The sequence below is a fragment of the Klebsiella sp. HMSC09D12 genome, from assembly GCF_001808475.1.
GTDB classification, from domain to species: domain Bacteria; phylum Pseudomonadota; class Gammaproteobacteria; order Enterobacterales; family Enterobacteriaceae; genus Klebsiella; species Klebsiella oxytoca.
Genome location: NZ_KV793474.1, coordinates 45,604 through 61,677, shown reverse-complemented (window position 1 = coordinate 61,677; position 16,074 = coordinate 45,604). Strand labels below are relative to the sequence as shown.

Genomic DNA, 16,074 nt, shown 5'->3' with positions numbered 1-16,074 from the left:
TTTATGCTCTGAAGATTACCCGGCGCTAAACCGCGTGACAGGCGACGAGGTGGCCGTCGGCAACCTCCCTTAGAAGTGGAATATCACGGCGGCAGCGGTCGCTGGCCTGCGGGCAGCGCGAGGAAAAACGACAGCCGGAAGGGGGCCGGGACGGGTCGGGAATTTCACCTTGTAGCGCCGCGACCGGCTCGCTGTCCGGATCGAGGGTCGGTACCGCCGCCAGCAGCACCCGGGTGTAGGGGTGCAGGGGGCTGCTGAATAGCGCATCGCGGCTGGCGGTCTCTACCAGCTGACCGAGATACATTACCGCTACGTCATCGCACAGATGCTCTACTACCCCCAGATCGTGGGAGATAAACAAAAACGTCACCCCATGGTCGTCTCGCAGGTCGGAAAACAGATTGATAATCTGCGCCTGAATCGACACATCGAGGGCTGAAATCGGTTCATCGGCAATAATAAAATCCGGGTTTAAGATCAGCGCACGGGCAATGCCGATGCGCTGACGCTGGCCGCCGGAAAATTCGTGCGGGAAGCGGTTGTAATGCTGCGGAGACAGCCCGCAGATGCGCATCACCTCAAGGGTTTTGTCATACAGCTCCGCCCGGCGACAGAGTTTATGTTCCAGCATCGCCTCGCCGATGGCGACGCCAATGCGTATGCGCGGGTTTAATGAACTGTAGGGGTCCTGAAAAACCAGCTGGATTTTAGGCCGCAGCGCGCGCATCGCCTGCGGCGACAGTTCGGCAAGCTCCTGGCCGCGAAACTTCACGCTGCCGGCGGTCTTCTCGTATAGCCCCAGCAGCGTGCGGCCAACGGTGGTTTTCCCGCTGCCGGATTCGCCTACCAGGCCAAAAATCGTGCCCCGGCGAATCTTAAAGCTCACGCCATCCACGGCCCGCAGCACGCCGGTCTGCTGGTCGAATAGCCCATCGCGTAGCGGGAAGTGTTTTTTTAGCCCATCCACTTCAATCACGTATTCATGACTCATGCCACGGACTCCGAAAGTTCACTGTAAAAGCAGGCGGCCTGCCGGTTATGCCCTGATAGCGGCGGAATGCTCTGTCGGCAGCGCGCGGTGGCTTTTGCGCAGCGCTCGGCGAAGGCGCATCCGGCGGGAAGGGCGGCGAGGTCCGGTACCTGACCGGGGATTGAGTAGAGGCGTCGCCGCCGCTCCCCCGGCACAGGGCGCGAGGCGATCAGCCCCTGGGTATAGGGATGCTGCGGGTTACGCAAAATAGTCGCTGTCGCACCTTGCTCAACGATACGCCCGGCGTACATCACCACCACGTGTTCGGCCATCTGCGCGATAACCCCGAGATCGTGAGTAATCAGCATCATCGCCATCCGGTTGGCCCGCGCCTGGTCGCGCAGCAGTCGCAGGATCTGCGCCTGCACGGTGACGTCCAGCGCGGTCGTCGGCTCATCGGCAATCAGCAGCTTCGGCTGGCAGCTCAGCGCCATGGCGATCATCACCCGCTGCAGCATGCCGCCGGAAAGCTGGTATGGATAGCTGGCCATCAGGCTATCCGCGCGCGCCAGTCCAACATCAGCCAGAAGCTGGATAGCGTGCTGCCATGCGAGCTTCGGCGACTCGCCGCGGTGGCGAATAAGCGGCTCGCACAGCTGCTCGCCGACGGTGAGTACCGGATTAAGGGCGCTCATCGGTTCCTGAAAAATCATCGCCAGCTGATTGCCGCGTAGATCGGCCATATGGGCATTTTTCAGCCGCAGCAGATCCTGATCCTCGAAAAGTATCTCCCCACCGTCAATGCGCGCCGCCTGCGGCGGCAGCAGGCCCATTAATGACATGGCGGTAACGCTTTTACCGCAGCCGGATTCGCCGACGACGCCAACGGTCTGCCCGGCGCGGATAGTGAACGACACCTCCTGCACCGCGCGTACCCGGCCTTTGTCGGCGGCAAAAGAGACCGAAAGTTGATTAAAGGTAATTAATGCGCGACTCATTTCAGCCTCTGTTTCATTTTGGGGTCCATGGCGTCGCGCAGGCCATCGCCCAGCACGTTGATGGCAATGACGGTGAGAAAAATGGCGATCCCCGGCGGCATCCATAGCCAGGGGCGGCGCTGAAAATCGATCAGGCTGTTGGCGGCGTCCATCATATTGCCCCACGACGGCGTCGGCGGCACAACGCCAAGCCCGAGGTAGCTAAGCGCCGACTCGCTGAGAATAGCGTTAGCCACCGCCATCGTCGCCATCACCACCAGAATCGGTACCGTATTCGGCAGCAGATGTCCAAACAGACGGCGCCGCGCCGACAAGCCCAGCACCTGGGTCGCCAGCATAAAGTCGCGCTCGCGCAGGGAGAGGCACTGCCCTCGTACCAGCCGGGCAAGCTTCGGCCACTCCAGCAGGCTCAGCATAACTACCACCATATAGATGCGTGAATCCGGCGAGAAATCGAGCTCGGAGAGCATCGCTCCCGCGACAATCAGCAGCGGCAGGCCGGGGATGGTCATCACCAGATCGGCAAAACGCATGATGAGTTTATCGGTCAGGCCGCCGGCGTAGCCCGACAGCGCGCCGAGCAGATAGCCAAGGGTGACCGACAGCAGCATGGTCAGCAGGCCGATGATCAGCGAAATGCGTCCGGCCAGTAGCAGGCGGGTGTAAATATCGCGACCGAGAAAATCGGTACCCAGCCAGTGCTGCGCGCCGGGTGGCTTGTTGATCATCAGCGCGTCGGTAGCATCGTCCTTCCAAGGCGACCACAGCGGCCCCAGCGTGCACCAGAGGGCCATGATGACCAGCAGCAGCAGGCACAGCATCGCCAGACGATTGTGACGCAGCGCCTGCCAGGCCTGACGCCAGGGGGACGGCGTAACCTGCGCCAGCGCCGGAATTTCCGCGTCGCGCAGGCGTCGGTTGGAAGAGAACAGGGAGCTGAGCATCAGGACCTCACGCGAATGCGCGGGTCGACCCACGCGTAAAGCACATCGGCAAGCAAATTGCCAAGAATGGTGAGCACCGCCAGAAACAGGGTGAATCCCATTAACACCGGGTAGTCGCGGGCGGCCAGCGAATCAATATGAATATGTCCAGCCCCGGGCCAGTTAAATACTTTTTCGGTGATGATCGCCCCGGAAAACAGCCCCGGCAGCTCGAAGCCGAGCAGGGTAATGATCGGCAGCAGGGCGTTCCGCAAGGCGTGCTTCAGGATAACCGTGCGTTCGCGTAGCCCTTTAGCGCGGGCGGTGCGGATAAAATCCATTTTCACCACCTCGAGCATGCTGGCGCGAAAATAGCGGGTCAGGCTACCTGCCTGGAGCATCACCAGCGCCAGCACCGGCAGCACCAGATGGGCGGCAACCTGTAGCACATAGCCCCAGCCGCTGTCGTCGCTGCCGGTACGGGTCATCCCGCCAACCGGCAGCCAGTGCAGGTCGACGGCGAACCACTTGATCAGCAGCAGACAGAGGAAAAAGGTCGGGAACGACATGGCGGCGAAGACCGCGACGCTCACCAGATGATCGAACAGCGAGTTGGGCTTCAGCGCCGAGATTGCGCCGACCGTCAGACCAATCCCCCAGTAGAACACCAGCGCCACGCTGGCCAGCAGGAAGGAGTTCCAGATGTACTGGTTAAGCAGCTGGCTGACCGGAATCTGGTACTGCAGCGAGAACCCAAGATCGCCGCGCAGCAGCTGGCCAAGCCAATGGATATAGCGGGTGAGTAACGGCTGGTCCAGACCGTAAATCGCCTTCAGTTCGGCGGCGCGGGCGGCGGTGAGGGTGATATTGCCGTCGATAAAATCGCCCGGCGTTTTGGCAAACAGCATAAAGATAATGAATGAAGCCAGCAGCAGCATCGGCAGCGTTTGCAGCAGCCGTCTCAGGATGAAATTTCTCATGGCATTCTCACGTCAGCCGCCGGACATCCCGGCGGCTGGGGATTTACTTAACGATTTTGACATCCGGCAGGCTGCCGGTCAGGCCGTTGTAGATATCCGGTTTGAAGCCGGTGACCCGAGCGCTGCTCGCCGAGAGAATTTCGCGGTAGCCGAGAAGGATCACCGGCGGGTCCTGCGCCAGTACCTGATACAGCTGGTGGTAGATAGGCTTGCGTTTCTCAACGTCGAGCACCGAGTTACCTTCGGTAATCAGCTTATCGACCTGCGGATTGTTATAGCCGGACTCTTTCGCTTCCGCGCTGTAAAAATCCCACACGCCATCATGCGGGTCGTTAAGGGTGCTGGTGCTGAACGACGCCAGATCGTAATTACCCGACTTACGCTGCGCCATCAGGGCGTTGAAATCGACGACCTGCGGTTTTAACAGGACGCCAATCTGCTGCCAGTTCTCTTTGGCGATGGGGATCAGCGCATCGTTAAGCACTTTCTTACTCACCAGCAGGGTTAACTCCAGGCGTTTGCCCTCTTTGACGCGGATACCGTCCGGTCCCGGTTTCCAGCCGGCATCGTCCAGCAGCTTCTTCGCCTGCGCCGGGTCATAGTGATACGGGTTCACTCCGTCGGCGTTCCAGGCCCAGGAGATTGGCGCGATAGGCTCAATCGCTACTTTACCGTAGCCCTGGTAGACCACATCAATCAGCTTCTGGCGATCGAGGCCGTAAATCAGCGCCTGGCGTACCTTGACGTCCTTCAGCGCCGGGCGGCGGACGTTAAACTCCACCTGGCTGTAGTCGCTGGAGCCGTAAAGGTTGATGTTGGCAAAGCCGAGCATTTTCAGCTGTTCGATATCGTCAGGACGCGAGGTAAAGGCGTCGTAGTCGGTTTCGCCCGTCTGGAAGAGCTGAAAGTTGGTCGCCGGGTTGGTTACGCGATAGATAAAGCGCGGAGTGGGGGGCGTACCGCGATAAAAATGGCTGTTGGCGTGGAAACGAATCTCCTGGCCGGGGATGTATTTGTCGTAAACGTAAGGACCGTTGCCCAGCGGTTTGCCGTGCAGAGTGCGCAGATAATCGAGATTGCCGCGCTGGTAGCCTTTGCCGTAATACGCTCTGGAGAGTACCGGACCGCCAATTTTTGCCAACGTCGTCGCGCCCGGCTGGGTGGTGGTCACCTGGAGCGTCAAGGGATCCAGCACTTTCAGACCGCTGACGCTATCGGCTTTCGCCGCTTTGTACTCCGCGCCGCCGGCGATATTGGCGAGCGTAATATCGGTATCGCCGTCGTATTTCGGGTCCAGCAGCACGGTGAGGGTAAAGGCGACATCGTCAGCCGTCAGCGGCGAGCCGTCGCTAAAGGTCAGATTGGGTCGCAGCTTGATGGTGTAGACCTTGTTGTCCGGACTGACCGTCCAGCTTTCGGCGAGACCCGGCACCAGTTTGCCGTGGCTGTCCCAGTCGATCAGGCGGGAGAAGATCACGTTGGTGACGTTTTCATCCCAGCCGTTGACGAAGAAGTAGGGGTTAAAAATGCCCTGTGGCTCGGAAATGCCGGCCACGACGGTATCTTTACGCAGCTTTGCCGCTGCGGGGATCTGGCTGGCATCGCTGGCCGGGGTGATCCCTTCTTTTAAGATCTCGTCGGCGATGGCGACAGAAGAAAATGCCACCGCGCCGCCGAGCAACGCGATTTTCAGAGCAAGCGCGAACCGCGTCTGTTTGGTTTTTAACCCGTGCAGTAGTCTGGACAAAAGTGCTCCCTCATCAAAGAATTGCGTAGTGTATTTACAAATCATGACGAAAGATAAGAGGCGCTTAGCGCCCTGTCTAACACCGAAAGGCTATGGCTTATAGCAATTTAGCATTAGCAATAATTCAGTATTAATCTGCCACTTTTGCGCTAAACGCCAGCATTCTTCGCTGCCGTATCGCCGGAAAGGGTTAAGCGGTCAGCCACCCAGCCGGCATGCTGCTGTAAATGCGGATTGGCCAGCGGCTTCGCCAGGCGTATCCGCAGCTGGCCAATCACCCGTCCCTGAATCTGCTCGCAGCTGCCGTATAACAGGCGGGCATCGGCGCCCAGCAGCGCGGCGATGCGCTGTAAATCCGGTTCCTGCCCGCTGCTGCCGTCAAAATGCAGCGTGACCAGCTGCTGGTTTTCGCTCAGCGAGAGTCGTTCTTCCGCACGGTCATGATGGAGCGTGCCGAGCAGGCTTTGCGTGACAGCATGTCCGGGATGACCAAATACTCGCCACACCTCGCCCTGTTCGATAATTTCTCCGTGCTCAAGCACCGCGACCCGGTCGCAGAGGGTGCGAATGACGTCCATCTCATGGGTGATCAGCACGATGGTCAAACCAAGGCGCTGGTTGATCTCTTTAAGGAGTTTTAGTACTGCAAGGGTATTTTCCGGGTCGAGGGCCGAGGTGGCTTCGTCGCACAGCAGGATCTCCGGCTGCGTGACCAGCGCACGGGCGATACCGGTGCGCTGCTTCTGGCCGCCGGAAAGCTTAGCCGGCCAGCTGTCGCGCAGATCGCTGAGGCCGACAAGCGCCAGGATCTCCGCAACCCGTTTCTGCCTTTCCGCCCGCGGTACCCCGGCCATTTTCAGCGGCAGCTCAACGTTCTGCGCCACCGTTTTGGTCGCCATTAAATTAAAGTGCTGAAAGATCATCGCGACCCGCCGGCGCAGGTCGCGCAGCTGGCTGCGGGAGTAGTGCCGAGTATGTTCGCCGTGAATGGTAATCTCACCGCTGTCGGCGTTTTCCAGGCGGTTGAACAGGCGCAGCAGGGTTGATTTTCCGGCGCCGCTGCGGCCAATAATGCCGAAGATTTCTCCCTGAGCGATCTGCAGATTTATATCCCGCAGCGCCTGCACGCCGTTGGGGTAGGCTTTACTTATCTGGCTCAACTGAATATGCGTTGTGGCGTTGGGTTTTTGCGTCACGATGGCGGCTCTGTTAACGAAATTAAACGGCAGCCTGCAGGCTGCCGATGAACATCCGGCGATTAAAAACCGGGCAGGATTTTGCCTTTATAGCGGGTGAGAATGAAGCTGCGCACGCGGTCTGAGTTCAGGGCTTTCGCCAGCTTCTGAATGCCGGGATCGTTGATGTTGTCGGGACGCGCCACCAGATACTCGACGTACAGGTCGCTGCCTTTTTCCACCAGCAGCGCCTTGTCGGTATCAATTCCGGCCTCCAGCGCATAGTTGGCGAAGATAAACGCCAGATCGACCTGATTCACCGCCCGCGCCAGCATTGCGCCTTCCAGCTCGCGAATTTTAAAATGGTGCGGATTAGCGGTGATATCTTTGGTCGCCGACTGCGGATCGCGCGGGTTTTTCAGGGTAATCAGCCCGGCATTGCTGAGCATCACCAGCGCGCGACCGGTATTCACCGGATCGTTCGGAATGGCAACGGTGGCACCATCCGGTACCTCTTTGAGCGTTTTATATTTACTCGAATAAGCGCCAAAGGGTTCAATATGCACGCCGACCACCGGCAGCAGATGGGTGTGGCGGGTCTGGTTGTAGTTATCGAGGAAAGGGCGGTACTGGTAGTAGTTGGCGTCGAGATTTTTCTCCGCCAGCTGCTGGTTGGGCTGGATAAAGTCGTTGAAGACTTTAATTTTCAAATCGACCCCCTGTTTCGCCAGCTCGGGCTTAACGAACTCCAGAATTTCGGCATGGGGGACCGGCGTCGCGCCCACGGTCAGCGTCTCGTTGGCGCTGGCGGATAAAGCGAAGAGGGCCAGGAGCCCGGCTGCGAGTGTTGTTTTTTTCATTGTCTTATTCCTGAAGCTATTGTTATTTGCGGCTCATCGCCTTCACCAGACGATCGCCGCTCATCTGTACTATCTGCACCAGAGCAATCAGCAGCAGAACGGTTATCACCATCACGTCCGTCTGGAAGCGCTGATAGCCAAAGCGGATGGCCAGGTCGCCCAGCCCGCCGCCGCCGATGACCCCTGCCATGGAGGTATAATCGACCAGTAAAATCGCGGTCACGGTCACGGCGGCAATAAGCCCGGCGCGCGACTCCGGCAGCAGGGTGTGCCAGATTAGCTGCCAGGTGTTGCCGCCCATCGACCAGCTGGCCTCCACCAGACCGTGCTCCACCTCGCGCAGCGCGGTCTCAACCAGCCGGGCAAAGAAAGGCGCGCAGCCGACAACCAGCGGCGGAATGGTGCCTTCAACGCCCAGCGAGGTGCCGGTAATCAGCGTCGTCACCGGGATCATCACAATCAATAAAATGATGAAGGGTAGCGAGCGCAGAACGTTGACCCCCAGCGACAGCAGGCGATAGAGGCGCGGAGCATGGAGCAGGCGAGGCTGGCCGCTGAGATAGAGCACAATTCCCAGCGGTAGGCCAATCAGCACGGTAAAGCCCAGCGACCAGCCCAGCATGGTCAAGGTATCGAGGCTGGCCTGCGCCACGTCGCCCCAGTCGATATCAGCGAAAAAAGCCAGCGCGCCGTTCATCTCAGTTCCAGTCATGGCGTTGTGGAGGAATGCCGTTCAGCACCCAGTTGCCCAGCAGCTGATATTTCCAGCGCACCGGATCGTGCAGGGTGTGGACGCGGCCGTTGCGCCAGTGGCGATCAAGATTGAGGGCGATGCTGGTTGAGCGGGTGCCGCTAAGCTCAAACAGGCGGCTGGCGGCTTCCAGCGCCGCTTCGGTGGTAAAGACCTTGGCGCGCGCCACGGCGATAGACGCCTGAGCAACGTTATCCTCGCTCAGTGCGTATTTATAGCGATCGAGCACTTTGCCGGCCCGCTCCAGCAGCGCATCGGCGGCGGCCAGCCGGCTGTCAAGCTGGCCAATATGGTAGATAGTCAGCGGGTCTTCGCTGGCCCGCTCAACGCCGGCATCGATCCACGGGCGAGCAAACTGGCTGACAAAGTTCACCGTGTCGTTAAGCGCCGCGCGGGCAATCCCCAGGTCGATAGCGGCGGTGGTGAGCTGGGCAAACGGCCCGGCAAGGGTTGGCGTCGCGTAGGATTTCCAGGTCGGGAACAGGTGGAAAGGCTCGACGACAAGATTCTCCGCCAGGACCGTTCCGCTGGCGGTGGTACGCTGGCCGAGGCAGGCCCAGTCGTCGATGACCGTCAGCCCAGCCGATTCGCGCGGCACAAACGCCAGCTGCGCGTTATTCTCTGCATCGAGCGCCAGAATGCCGATCCAGTGGGCGTAGAGCGAACCGGTGCAGTAGCCTTTTCGGCCGGTGATGCTCAGACCGCGTTCGCTGGCCTCCAGGCGAGTGCGGATATCGAGTACCGTCTTGCCGCCGGTTTCAGAAAGCGCGTTGGCAAAGCGATAGCCTTGCAGCACCTGAGCGAAGAAAAATGCCTGCTGCTCTTCGCTGCCCTGCAGACGGATATCCTCCAGAAGACAGTAATGGTTCTGGGGAATTTGCCCCAGCGACGGGTCGGCGGCGGAAATAATCGCTATCACCTGGGCCAGCGTGGCGGCGGATACCTCGGCTCCGCCCCATTGCCGCAGGACGGTGATACCCCACAGGCCGCTATTGGAGTAGGTATCGATAATCTCCGGCGGCACGCTGCCGCTGCGATCGCGTTGCGCCGCGCCGGGCTGCAGTACCGCCGCGATTTCATGGGCGATGGCGATGGCTTCGTCATCGCTGCGGATAACGTATGCCTTTGGCGTCTGGCGGCAATAGTGAAGGGTCTGTTTTTCGTCGGGCATAGTCACATCTCATGGTTAACAAACGGCATATGCTAAAAATAGCTAAGTAAATGCCTGATAATTCCAGTGGGTTATATAACTGTTAAAGCAAAGGACATGCCAGAACGCGTTTCTTATTTAATGTTTATTAAACAGTAAGTTAGTTTTTTGGTACGGGCTCGTACTGCTGCAATTGCAACGCAGAATGAATCAGCGTGTTGGATTTGCAACAGTGGGCAGAGTGAACAGGCCGGGAGTCACGCAGGCGTTTCGGCCCCGGCTTACCGGGGCTCGAGTGTCGTTGAGGGATGGCGGGGAATTATCGCGCCTGCCAGAGGATCTCCGGTTGAGCAAAATTTTCTTCGACGCGGGCAAAAAAACGGCTGGCGTGCAGGCCGTCGACAAAGGCGTGATTGAATTTGCCCGCGACCGGAATAATACCGTTTTTCAGCTTGCCCCAGGTGAGGGCGGGTACCGACGCGCCAACGTAATACTCAGCGTGAGTCATGGCGCTGAAATGCAGCCACGGCAGGCAGCTGGCGCAGAAGAAATTTTCGCCGTTGACGATAAGCGGCGCCGGCGCGGTGTGTTTTGCCGCCTCGATATTTGGCGTGGCGGCCTGGCTGAAGGCGGCAAAATCGGCGGCATTCTCGCACCAGACCTGGCGGAAACCTTCCTGGGCGGTCATCACTGGCGTCATCACCGCCAGCTGGTCATATTCGATAATATCGTCGCCCAACAGCCGCTGTTTAAGCTGCGGCACCTCGTTCGCTGCGCGCACAAGGGCGAAGAGGGCCAGCTGGAAAAACGAGACGCCGCGATCTTTCGCGCACTCATATAGCCGCTGCGCCTCGACAGGAACGCAGAGATTAAAGCTGGGATTGGCAAAACCGCGATAAAAATCAAAATGATCTTTTCGCGGCCAGGTTTGTTTGTCTATGACGTGATAGTTGGCCACGGGCGTCTCCTGTTGAATCACTGTCTGACACTATGCGACGATTTCAATCAGGTTGCCATCGGGGTCTTTAATTACCGCTTCATAATAGCCGTCACCGGTGGTCCGAGGCGCAGAAACCAGAATATCCTGCTCAGCGGCGCGTTTTGACAGCCTGTCGACGTTCTCCGTACCGCCAACGGTTATCGCCAGGTGCACCCAGCCGGTGTGGTTATTATCCGCCGTCAGCGCAGTCAATCCCGGCTTGGTCATCAATTCAATGGCAATATCATCGCCGATCCTGACAAAAAAGGATTCAAACCCCGGGTTGGTCTGACTGCAGTACTTCTCATTTATCTCACCGTCGAAGAAGGCTACCCAGAAGCGGGCCTGTTGCTCAAGCTGACGGGCCCAAAGGGCGATATGGGCAATTTTCATGGCAAACCTCGGTATAGGGTGTGTTGACAGTCAGGGTACGAATGCACGATTATGCGCTTTATTGCTCGATGAACAATCTTTCAGGAGTTATTTTTTGCTCGATTATGCTGCTTTTCCTAAACAACGACAAGCGCTTATTTGCCAGATCCTCCAGGAGAACGGCAGAGTGGTTTGCGCCGAACTGGCCAGCCGTCTGAACGTCTCCGAGCATACGATTCGACGTGATTTACATGAGCTTAGCCGCGAGGGATACTGCAAAAAGGTCTACGGCGGCGCGGTGATGACCCTGCCTGAGGCCGGTGACTACAGCGCGCGCAAAGAGAAAAATACGGCGACAAAAAGCAGAATCGCGCAGAAATGCGCAAAGCTGGTGAAGCCCGGCGGCTGCATATTCATTGATACCGGCACCACCAATCTGGCGATGGCGGAGGCGCTACCGGCGGAGCTGGCGCTAACGGTGGTCACCAACTCCCCCGAGATCGCTGCCGTATTGCTCAAAAAACCGCTGTATGACGTCGTGATGCTTGGCGGGCAGATCCAACGCGCCACCGGCGGCTGCGTGGGGGCCTCCGCCGTGGCGCAGATTCAGGGTATGCTTTTCGATCAGGGGTTTATCGGCGGCTGCGCCATGGCGCCTGAGTCGGGCCTGACAGGCTTTGACTATTCCGACTGCGAATTTAAAAAAGCGGTCATTAAACAGTGCAGCGAAATTATTGTCGGCCTGACCTCCGATAAGATCCCGGCGGTGGCGCGCTTCGTGGTGGTCGAGAGCAGCGCCATTGACGTACTGGTCGTGGAGGAAAATATTAGCCGGGAATATCGCGACGCGTTCAGCGAGCACGACATCCGTATTTATACCGTTTAAACGGTATGTTGGCCTACTTTGACAGCGAAGTGGCAATCAGGCGCAGGCCGAGCGCGCCCAGTACCGTGGCGGTGACGATATCAATCTTACGCTTCATGCGCAGATAGACGCTGCGCGGGCGGGCGGAAGAGAGCACCAGCGCCACCAGCGAATACCAGCTGACGTCGATCAGGAAGCTCATCAGCGGCACGATATAGTAAAAGGCCAACGGGATGCGTTCCGGCAGCAGGGCGGTAAAGATAGAGGCGAATACCAGCGCCGTTTTCGGGTTGCTGAGCTGGGTATAAAGGCCATCGCGGAAGGTTTTCAATAGTGAATGTTCCGCCGCCATGCCGCCTGCGGCAAAATCCATCGGCTGCGCCGCGCCGCGGTAAATTTTATAACCCAGCCACAGCAGATACAGGCCACCCGCAACCTTCAGGCCGATGAACATTTCCGGCACCGCCGTCAGCACTTTTTGCAGCCCCATCATGGCCATTATCGAAAAGATAGCCGCGCCCGCGCCGGTTCCCAGCGCGGTGACCAGACCGTGCACCCGCGAGCGCGCAACGGCGTTGCGGGCCACGTAAATAAAGCTTGGACCGGGGCTGATAACGCCCATAATGAGAACCGCGGCAATGGCCATCAGGCTGGATAAGAACATAAGCGCTCCTGGTTGATGTTGAGCGCTAAAGTCGCATGGGGCTCCGGCTCATCAATGTTTTCTCTGTCAAAAAATAAACAATCTTTACCGCGCTGTCACCAGGCTTTGCGGGACGATGTTTTATCTCATCCTCGAATAACGATTCCCATTTCGCGCGTCAGTGATAAACTGGCTAAATGTGATCTTTGTCATATCGTCATTAAAACAGAGAAAAGAGACACTGCTATGCAACATATCATTGAGGGCTTCCTCAACTTCCAGAAAGAGATCTTCCCGCAACGTAAAGAGCTCTTTCGCAGCCTGGCATCCAGCCAGAATCCCAAAGCGCTGTTTATCTCCTGTTCCGATAGCCGTCTGGTCCCGGAGCTGGTGACTCAGCAGGAGCCGGGTCAGCTGTTTGTGATCCGTAACGCCGGGAATATCGTCCCCTCATTTGGCCCTGAACCGGGCGGGGTTTCCGCGACAATCGAGTACGCCGTCGTCGCGCTGGGCGTGACCGATATCGTCATCTGCGGCCACTCTAACTGCGGCGCGATGAAAGCCATCGCCACCTGCCAGTGTCTGGAGCCGATGCCTGCCGTGTCCCACTGGCTGCGCTACTCCGACGCGGCGAAGGCCGTCGTGGAGAAGAAAACCTGGGCTAACGAGACCGATAAAGTCAACGGTATGGTGCAGGAAAACGTCATCGCCCAGCTGAACAATATTAAAACCCACCCCTCCGTTGCCGTCGGCCTGCGCGACAGCACGTTGCGTCTGCACGGCTGGTTCTACGATATTGAAAGCGGCGACATTCGCGCGCTGGATAAAAACAGCAAAACCTTCGTGTCGCTGTCGGAAAACCCTGACGTCTATTTCGAATAAATTCCTCTCAGGGCACGGAAGCCCTGCGAAGCCCGCCTTCCTGCCATAAATTTCCCGTCTGCCATACTCATTACGACTTCCTGAATGATTCTGAAGGAGATGTGATGATTACGCTGTGCGCAACCTGCGGTACGTCTTACGACGATCGCGGCAATACCCTGAACCATTGTCGTATCTGTGAGGATGAACGCCAGTACGTCCCGGCCAGCGGACAGGCCTGGATTAAACCTGACGATCTGATCGCGACGCATATGAATAAATGGCAGCAGCATAACGAACGGCTGTTGAGTTTCAGGACGGTACCTAAATTTGCTATCGATCAGCGCGCTTTTCTGCTGCTCACGCCGCAGGGGAATATTCTGTGGGACTGCATCGCTAATCTTGATGCCGCCAGCAAAACGCTGATCACCGCGCTTGGCGGGATAAAAGCGATCGCCATTTCTCATCCTCACTACTACACCACGATGCAGGACTGGGCAGCAGTCTTTGATGCGCGCATTTATCTTCATGCCAGCGATCGCGAATGGATCATGCGCGATAGCCCTGCCATCACATTATGGGAAGGGGATGCGCTGGAGATCCTTCCGTCGGTACGGTTGCTGCGCCTGGGTGGGCATTTCGCCGGGGGAACCGTTCTGCACTGGGCAAAAGAGGGAGGTATTATGCTGGCGGGAGATATTATCCAGGTCACGCCGGGCGCACGCGCCGTTTCTTTTATGTGGAGCTATCCTAATCTGCTGCCTTTGGCGGCCCCCAGCGTCGAGAATATCGTTGAGCGTTTGGGCGATGCGCCCTTCGGGGCGCTGTATGGCGCCTTCGAAGGGCAGAACATCACCAAAAATGCCCGTCAGATCGTACTGGATTCAGCGCAGAAGTATCTCGACTGTCTGCGCACGACGGCGGGCCGCTGAGAGGTCCGCCGCCTCAACGGGTTACAGCACGCCGTCGCCGCCGTCGGAGCACCACACCTGGCCGGAGGTGAAGGAGCAGGCATCAGAGGCAAGGGTAACGTACAGCGGCGCGATCTCCACCGGTTGCCCTGGACGGCCCAGCGGCGTATCGGCGCCGAACTGACGCACTTTTTCATCCGGCTGGCCGCCGCTTGACTGCAGCACCGTCCAGTAAGGGCCGGGCGCGACCGCGTTCACCCGGATACCTTTCGGCCCCAGCTGTTTAGCCAGCGACTTCGTGAATGCCACCAGGCAGGCTTTGGTTTGCGCGTAGTCGAGCAGGATGGGGCTCGGCTTAAAGGCCTGCACGGATGAGGTGTTAATAATTACGCTGTGTTCTTTAAGATGACGCAGGGCGGCTTTTGTGATCCAGAAGGCCGCATAAACGTTGGTTTTAAAGGTGGCGTCAAAGTCGGCGGTGGTTAACTCTTCCAGCGACTCGCAATATTGCTGGCGTCCGGCGTTATTGACCAGAATATCCAGCCCGCCGAGTTGGCTGGCGGCCTGCTCGACCAGGGATTCACAGAAGGCTTCATCGCGCACATCGCCCGGAATCGCTACGGCTTTACGCCCTTCGGCCTCAATCAAGGCAATCACGGTTTCAGCATCGGACTCCTCTTCCGGCAGATAGTTGATCGCCACGTCGGCGCCCTCGCGGGCGAAGGCGATCGCTACCGCGCGCCCAATGCCGGAATCACCGCCGGTGATCAGCGCGCGCTTACCTGCCAGCCGACCGGAACCGACGTAGCTCAGTTCGCCGTGATCCGGCTGCGGCTTCATCTCTTCGGCAAGACCCGGCGGCGATTGCGGCTGGTCAACAAAGGGGGGACGGGGATACTTCGCGGTATTGTTAGCGTTCTCGCTCATACTGACCTCCTCGTGTTAAAAGATTAAGCGTAGTTGCCAGGTCAGCCTGTCGTGGATGATTGACGAATAATCGAACGGATTCGTTTTTATAATTTTTGCGCTTACGTTCATCTCTGAACGGTAATTTACTGATTGCCGGGAAACTTTTCGAAATGTGAGGCGGTAGAGGCGTTTAGTATTTTAGGATTATTCTATCGCAAGCCTGACGGTATATTTAGCGCATTTTATTGCGGCCTGGCGGTAATATTTTCTCCGCCTATCGAGCCAGGAAATATATTTCTCAGACGATTCATTAGCCATTAGCTTGTGAAAATGAACATCAGCACCCAGACTTATTAAGACAAGATGAAAATACGCCGGAGGTGTTGTTGATGAAAAAGTTACTGCCAGTTATTTTTTGTTCGTTGATGGCTCAGGGCGTTTTTGCCGCGGATGATGGCGGGTTTAAAAAAGACGCTGCGCCGCCGCCGCCGCACAAGATTGATGATGGCTATCGTGGGACCGAGGACGGGCGAATCATGACCGTGCGCCAGGCCATGGAAATGCATGATGGGGCCACCATCTCATTACGCGGCAATCTTATCGAGCAGCAGGGTGATGACCGCTACAGCTTCCGCGATAAAACCGACACCATAGGGGTCATTATTCCCGCGGCAGTTTTTGATGGCCGGGAAGTGAAGCCCGATCAGATGATCAGCATTAACGGCAGTCTCGATAAGAAAATGACGCCGCCAGTGGTGCGGGTCGACCGGATCCAGAAATAACCTTGCAAACAGGAGGAATAGATGTCCGTACAGCATCCAGCCGACCCGGATAAACGCGGTCGTCATCCGTCGAAAGAGGATCCGCGCGAGCAGGGTGAAGTTCCGCGTAAAAGAGACGACAGCGAAGATCATAAAGAAGATCCCTGGCATCCCCAACCTGAAAAACGCTAAAACTAGCCGCCGTTAACGGGCGGCTAG

At 57.9% G+C, this 16,074-nt stretch carries 18 protein-coding genes; 5 read left to right on the top strand and 13 right to left on the bottom strand.

What is annotated here, in order from left to right:
• Window positions 1-25: 25 nt before the first annotated feature.
• From HMPREF3178_RS13005 to HMPREF3178_RS12955, 11 genes are all read right to left on the bottom strand, one after another.
• Window positions 26-991 (bottom strand): ABC transporter ATP-binding protein, encoded by a 966-nt coding sequence (locus HMPREF3178_RS13005; protein WP_004102783.1) that lies wholly within the window; start codon window positions 989-991, stop codon window positions 26-28.
• Complete coding sequence (locus HMPREF3178_RS13000) at window positions 988-1,968, bottom strand: ABC transporter ATP-binding protein (RefSeq protein WP_029496808.1); 981 nt, start codon at window positions 1,966-1,968, stop codon at window positions 988-990. Before HMPREF3178_RS13000 ends, HMPREF3178_RS13005 begins: the two co-directional genes overlap by 4 nt.
• Window positions 1,965-2,912, bottom strand: coding sequence for an oligopeptide ABC transporter permease (opp4C, locus tag HMPREF3178_RS12995; RefSeq protein WP_017145729.1), 948 nt, complete (start codon window positions 2,910-2,912; stop codon window positions 1,965-1,967). Before opp4C ends, HMPREF3178_RS13000 begins: the two co-directional genes overlap by 4 nt.
• Entirely contained in the window at window positions 2,912-3,871 is a 960-nt protein-coding gene (locus HMPREF3178_RS12990; RefSeq protein WP_004102780.1) for an ABC transporter permease, read from the bottom strand. Before HMPREF3178_RS12990 ends, opp4C begins: the two co-directional genes overlap by 1 nt.
• A 43-nt stretch (window positions 3,872-3,914) precedes the next feature.
• Entirely contained in the window at window positions 3,915-5,618 is a 1,704-nt protein-coding gene (locus HMPREF3178_RS12985; protein WP_004102771.1) for an ABC transporter substrate-binding protein, read from the bottom strand.
• Window positions 5,619-5,767: 149 nt separating this feature from the next.
• A complete protein-coding gene (locus tag HMPREF3178_RS12980; protein ID WP_004113483.1) occupies window positions 5,768-6,814 on the bottom strand; it encodes a methionine ABC transporter ATP-binding protein in 1,047 nt (348 codons plus the stop codon).
• Between the two features lie 62 nt (window positions 6,815-6,876).
• A complete protein-coding gene (locus HMPREF3178_RS12975) occupies window positions 6,877-7,653 on the bottom strand; it encodes a MetQ/NlpA family ABC transporter substrate-binding protein (protein ID WP_017145730.1) in 777 nt (258 codons plus the stop codon).
• Between the two features lie 22 nt (window positions 7,654-7,675).
• The gene (locus tag HMPREF3178_RS12970; protein ID WP_004102765.1) at window positions 7,676-8,350 is read right to left on the bottom strand and encodes a methionine ABC transporter permease; all 675 of its coding nucleotides are present in this window, start codon (window positions 8,348-8,350) and stop codon (window positions 7,676-7,678) included.
• Window position 8,351: 1 nt separating this feature from the next.
• Entirely contained in the window at window positions 8,352-9,575 is a 1,224-nt protein-coding gene (locus HMPREF3178_RS12965) for an SfnB family sulfur acquisition oxidoreductase (RefSeq protein ID WP_017145731.1), read from the bottom strand.
• A 298-nt stretch (window positions 9,576-9,873) separates the two neighbouring features.
• A complete protein-coding gene (locus tag HMPREF3178_RS12960) occupies window positions 9,874-10,512 on the bottom strand; it encodes a CatA-like O-acetyltransferase, family 1 (RefSeq protein WP_016810075.1) in 639 nt (212 codons plus the stop codon).
• A gap of 30 nt (window positions 10,513-10,542) precedes the next feature.
• Window positions 10,543-10,926: a VOC family protein gene (locus HMPREF3178_RS12955; protein WP_017145732.1), complete on the bottom strand. Its 384-nt coding sequence runs from the start codon at window positions 10,924-10,926 to the stop codon at window positions 10,543-10,545.
• Between the two features lie 94 nt (window positions 10,927-11,020).
• Here HMPREF3178_RS12955 and HMPREF3178_RS12950 point away from each other — a divergent pair, with 94 nt between their 5' ends.
• The gene (locus HMPREF3178_RS12950) at window positions 11,021-11,791 is read left to right on the top strand and encodes a DeoR/GlpR family DNA-binding transcription regulator (RefSeq protein WP_004113471.1); all 771 of its coding nucleotides are present in this window, start codon (window positions 11,021-11,023) and stop codon (window positions 11,789-11,791) included.
• Between the two features lie 13 nt (window positions 11,792-11,804).
• On the opposite strand, the gene HMPREF3178_RS12945 is transcribed toward HMPREF3178_RS12950, so the two are convergent.
• Window positions 11,805-12,434 (bottom strand): LysE family translocator, encoded by a 630-nt coding sequence (locus HMPREF3178_RS12945; protein WP_004102757.1) that lies wholly within the window; start codon window positions 12,432-12,434, stop codon window positions 11,805-11,807.
• Between the two features lie 225 nt (window positions 12,435-12,659).
• On the opposite strand from HMPREF3178_RS12945, the gene HMPREF3178_RS12940 reads away from it, so the two are divergent.
• Together HMPREF3178_RS12940 and HMPREF3178_RS12935 are read left to right on the top strand one after the other, a co-directional pair.
• The gene (locus HMPREF3178_RS12940) at window positions 12,660-13,295 is read left to right on the top strand and encodes a carbonic anhydrase (RefSeq protein ID WP_004102756.1); all 636 of its coding nucleotides are present in this window, start codon (window positions 12,660-12,662) and stop codon (window positions 13,293-13,295) included.
• A 104-nt stretch (window positions 13,296-13,399) separates the two neighbouring features.
• Window positions 13,400-14,206 (top strand): MBL fold metallo-hydrolase, encoded by an 807-nt coding sequence (locus HMPREF3178_RS12935; RefSeq protein ID WP_017145733.1) that lies wholly within the window; start codon window positions 13,400-13,402, stop codon window positions 14,204-14,206.
• A gap of 21 nt (window positions 14,207-14,227) precedes the next feature.
• On the opposite strand, the gene HMPREF3178_RS12930 is transcribed toward HMPREF3178_RS12935, so the two are convergent.
• Complete coding sequence (locus HMPREF3178_RS12930; protein WP_004113469.1) at window positions 14,228-15,112, bottom strand: SDR family oxidoreductase; 885 nt, start codon at window positions 15,110-15,112, stop codon at window positions 14,228-14,230.
• Between the two features lie 371 nt (window positions 15,113-15,483).
• Here HMPREF3178_RS12930 and HMPREF3178_RS12925 point away from each other — a divergent pair, with 371 nt between their 5' ends.
• Window positions 15,484-15,876: a YdeI family stress tolerance OB fold protein gene (locus HMPREF3178_RS12925; protein WP_004102737.1), complete on the top strand. Its 393-nt coding sequence runs from the start codon at window positions 15,484-15,486 to the stop codon at window positions 15,874-15,876.
• A gap of 21 nt (window positions 15,877-15,897) precedes the next feature.
• Window positions 15,898-16,047: a hypothetical protein gene (locus HMPREF3178_RS31290; RefSeq protein ID WP_004102735.1), complete on the top strand. Its 150-nt coding sequence runs from the start codon at window positions 15,898-15,900 to the stop codon at window positions 16,045-16,047.
• Window positions 16,048-16,074: the final 27 nt, after the last annotated feature.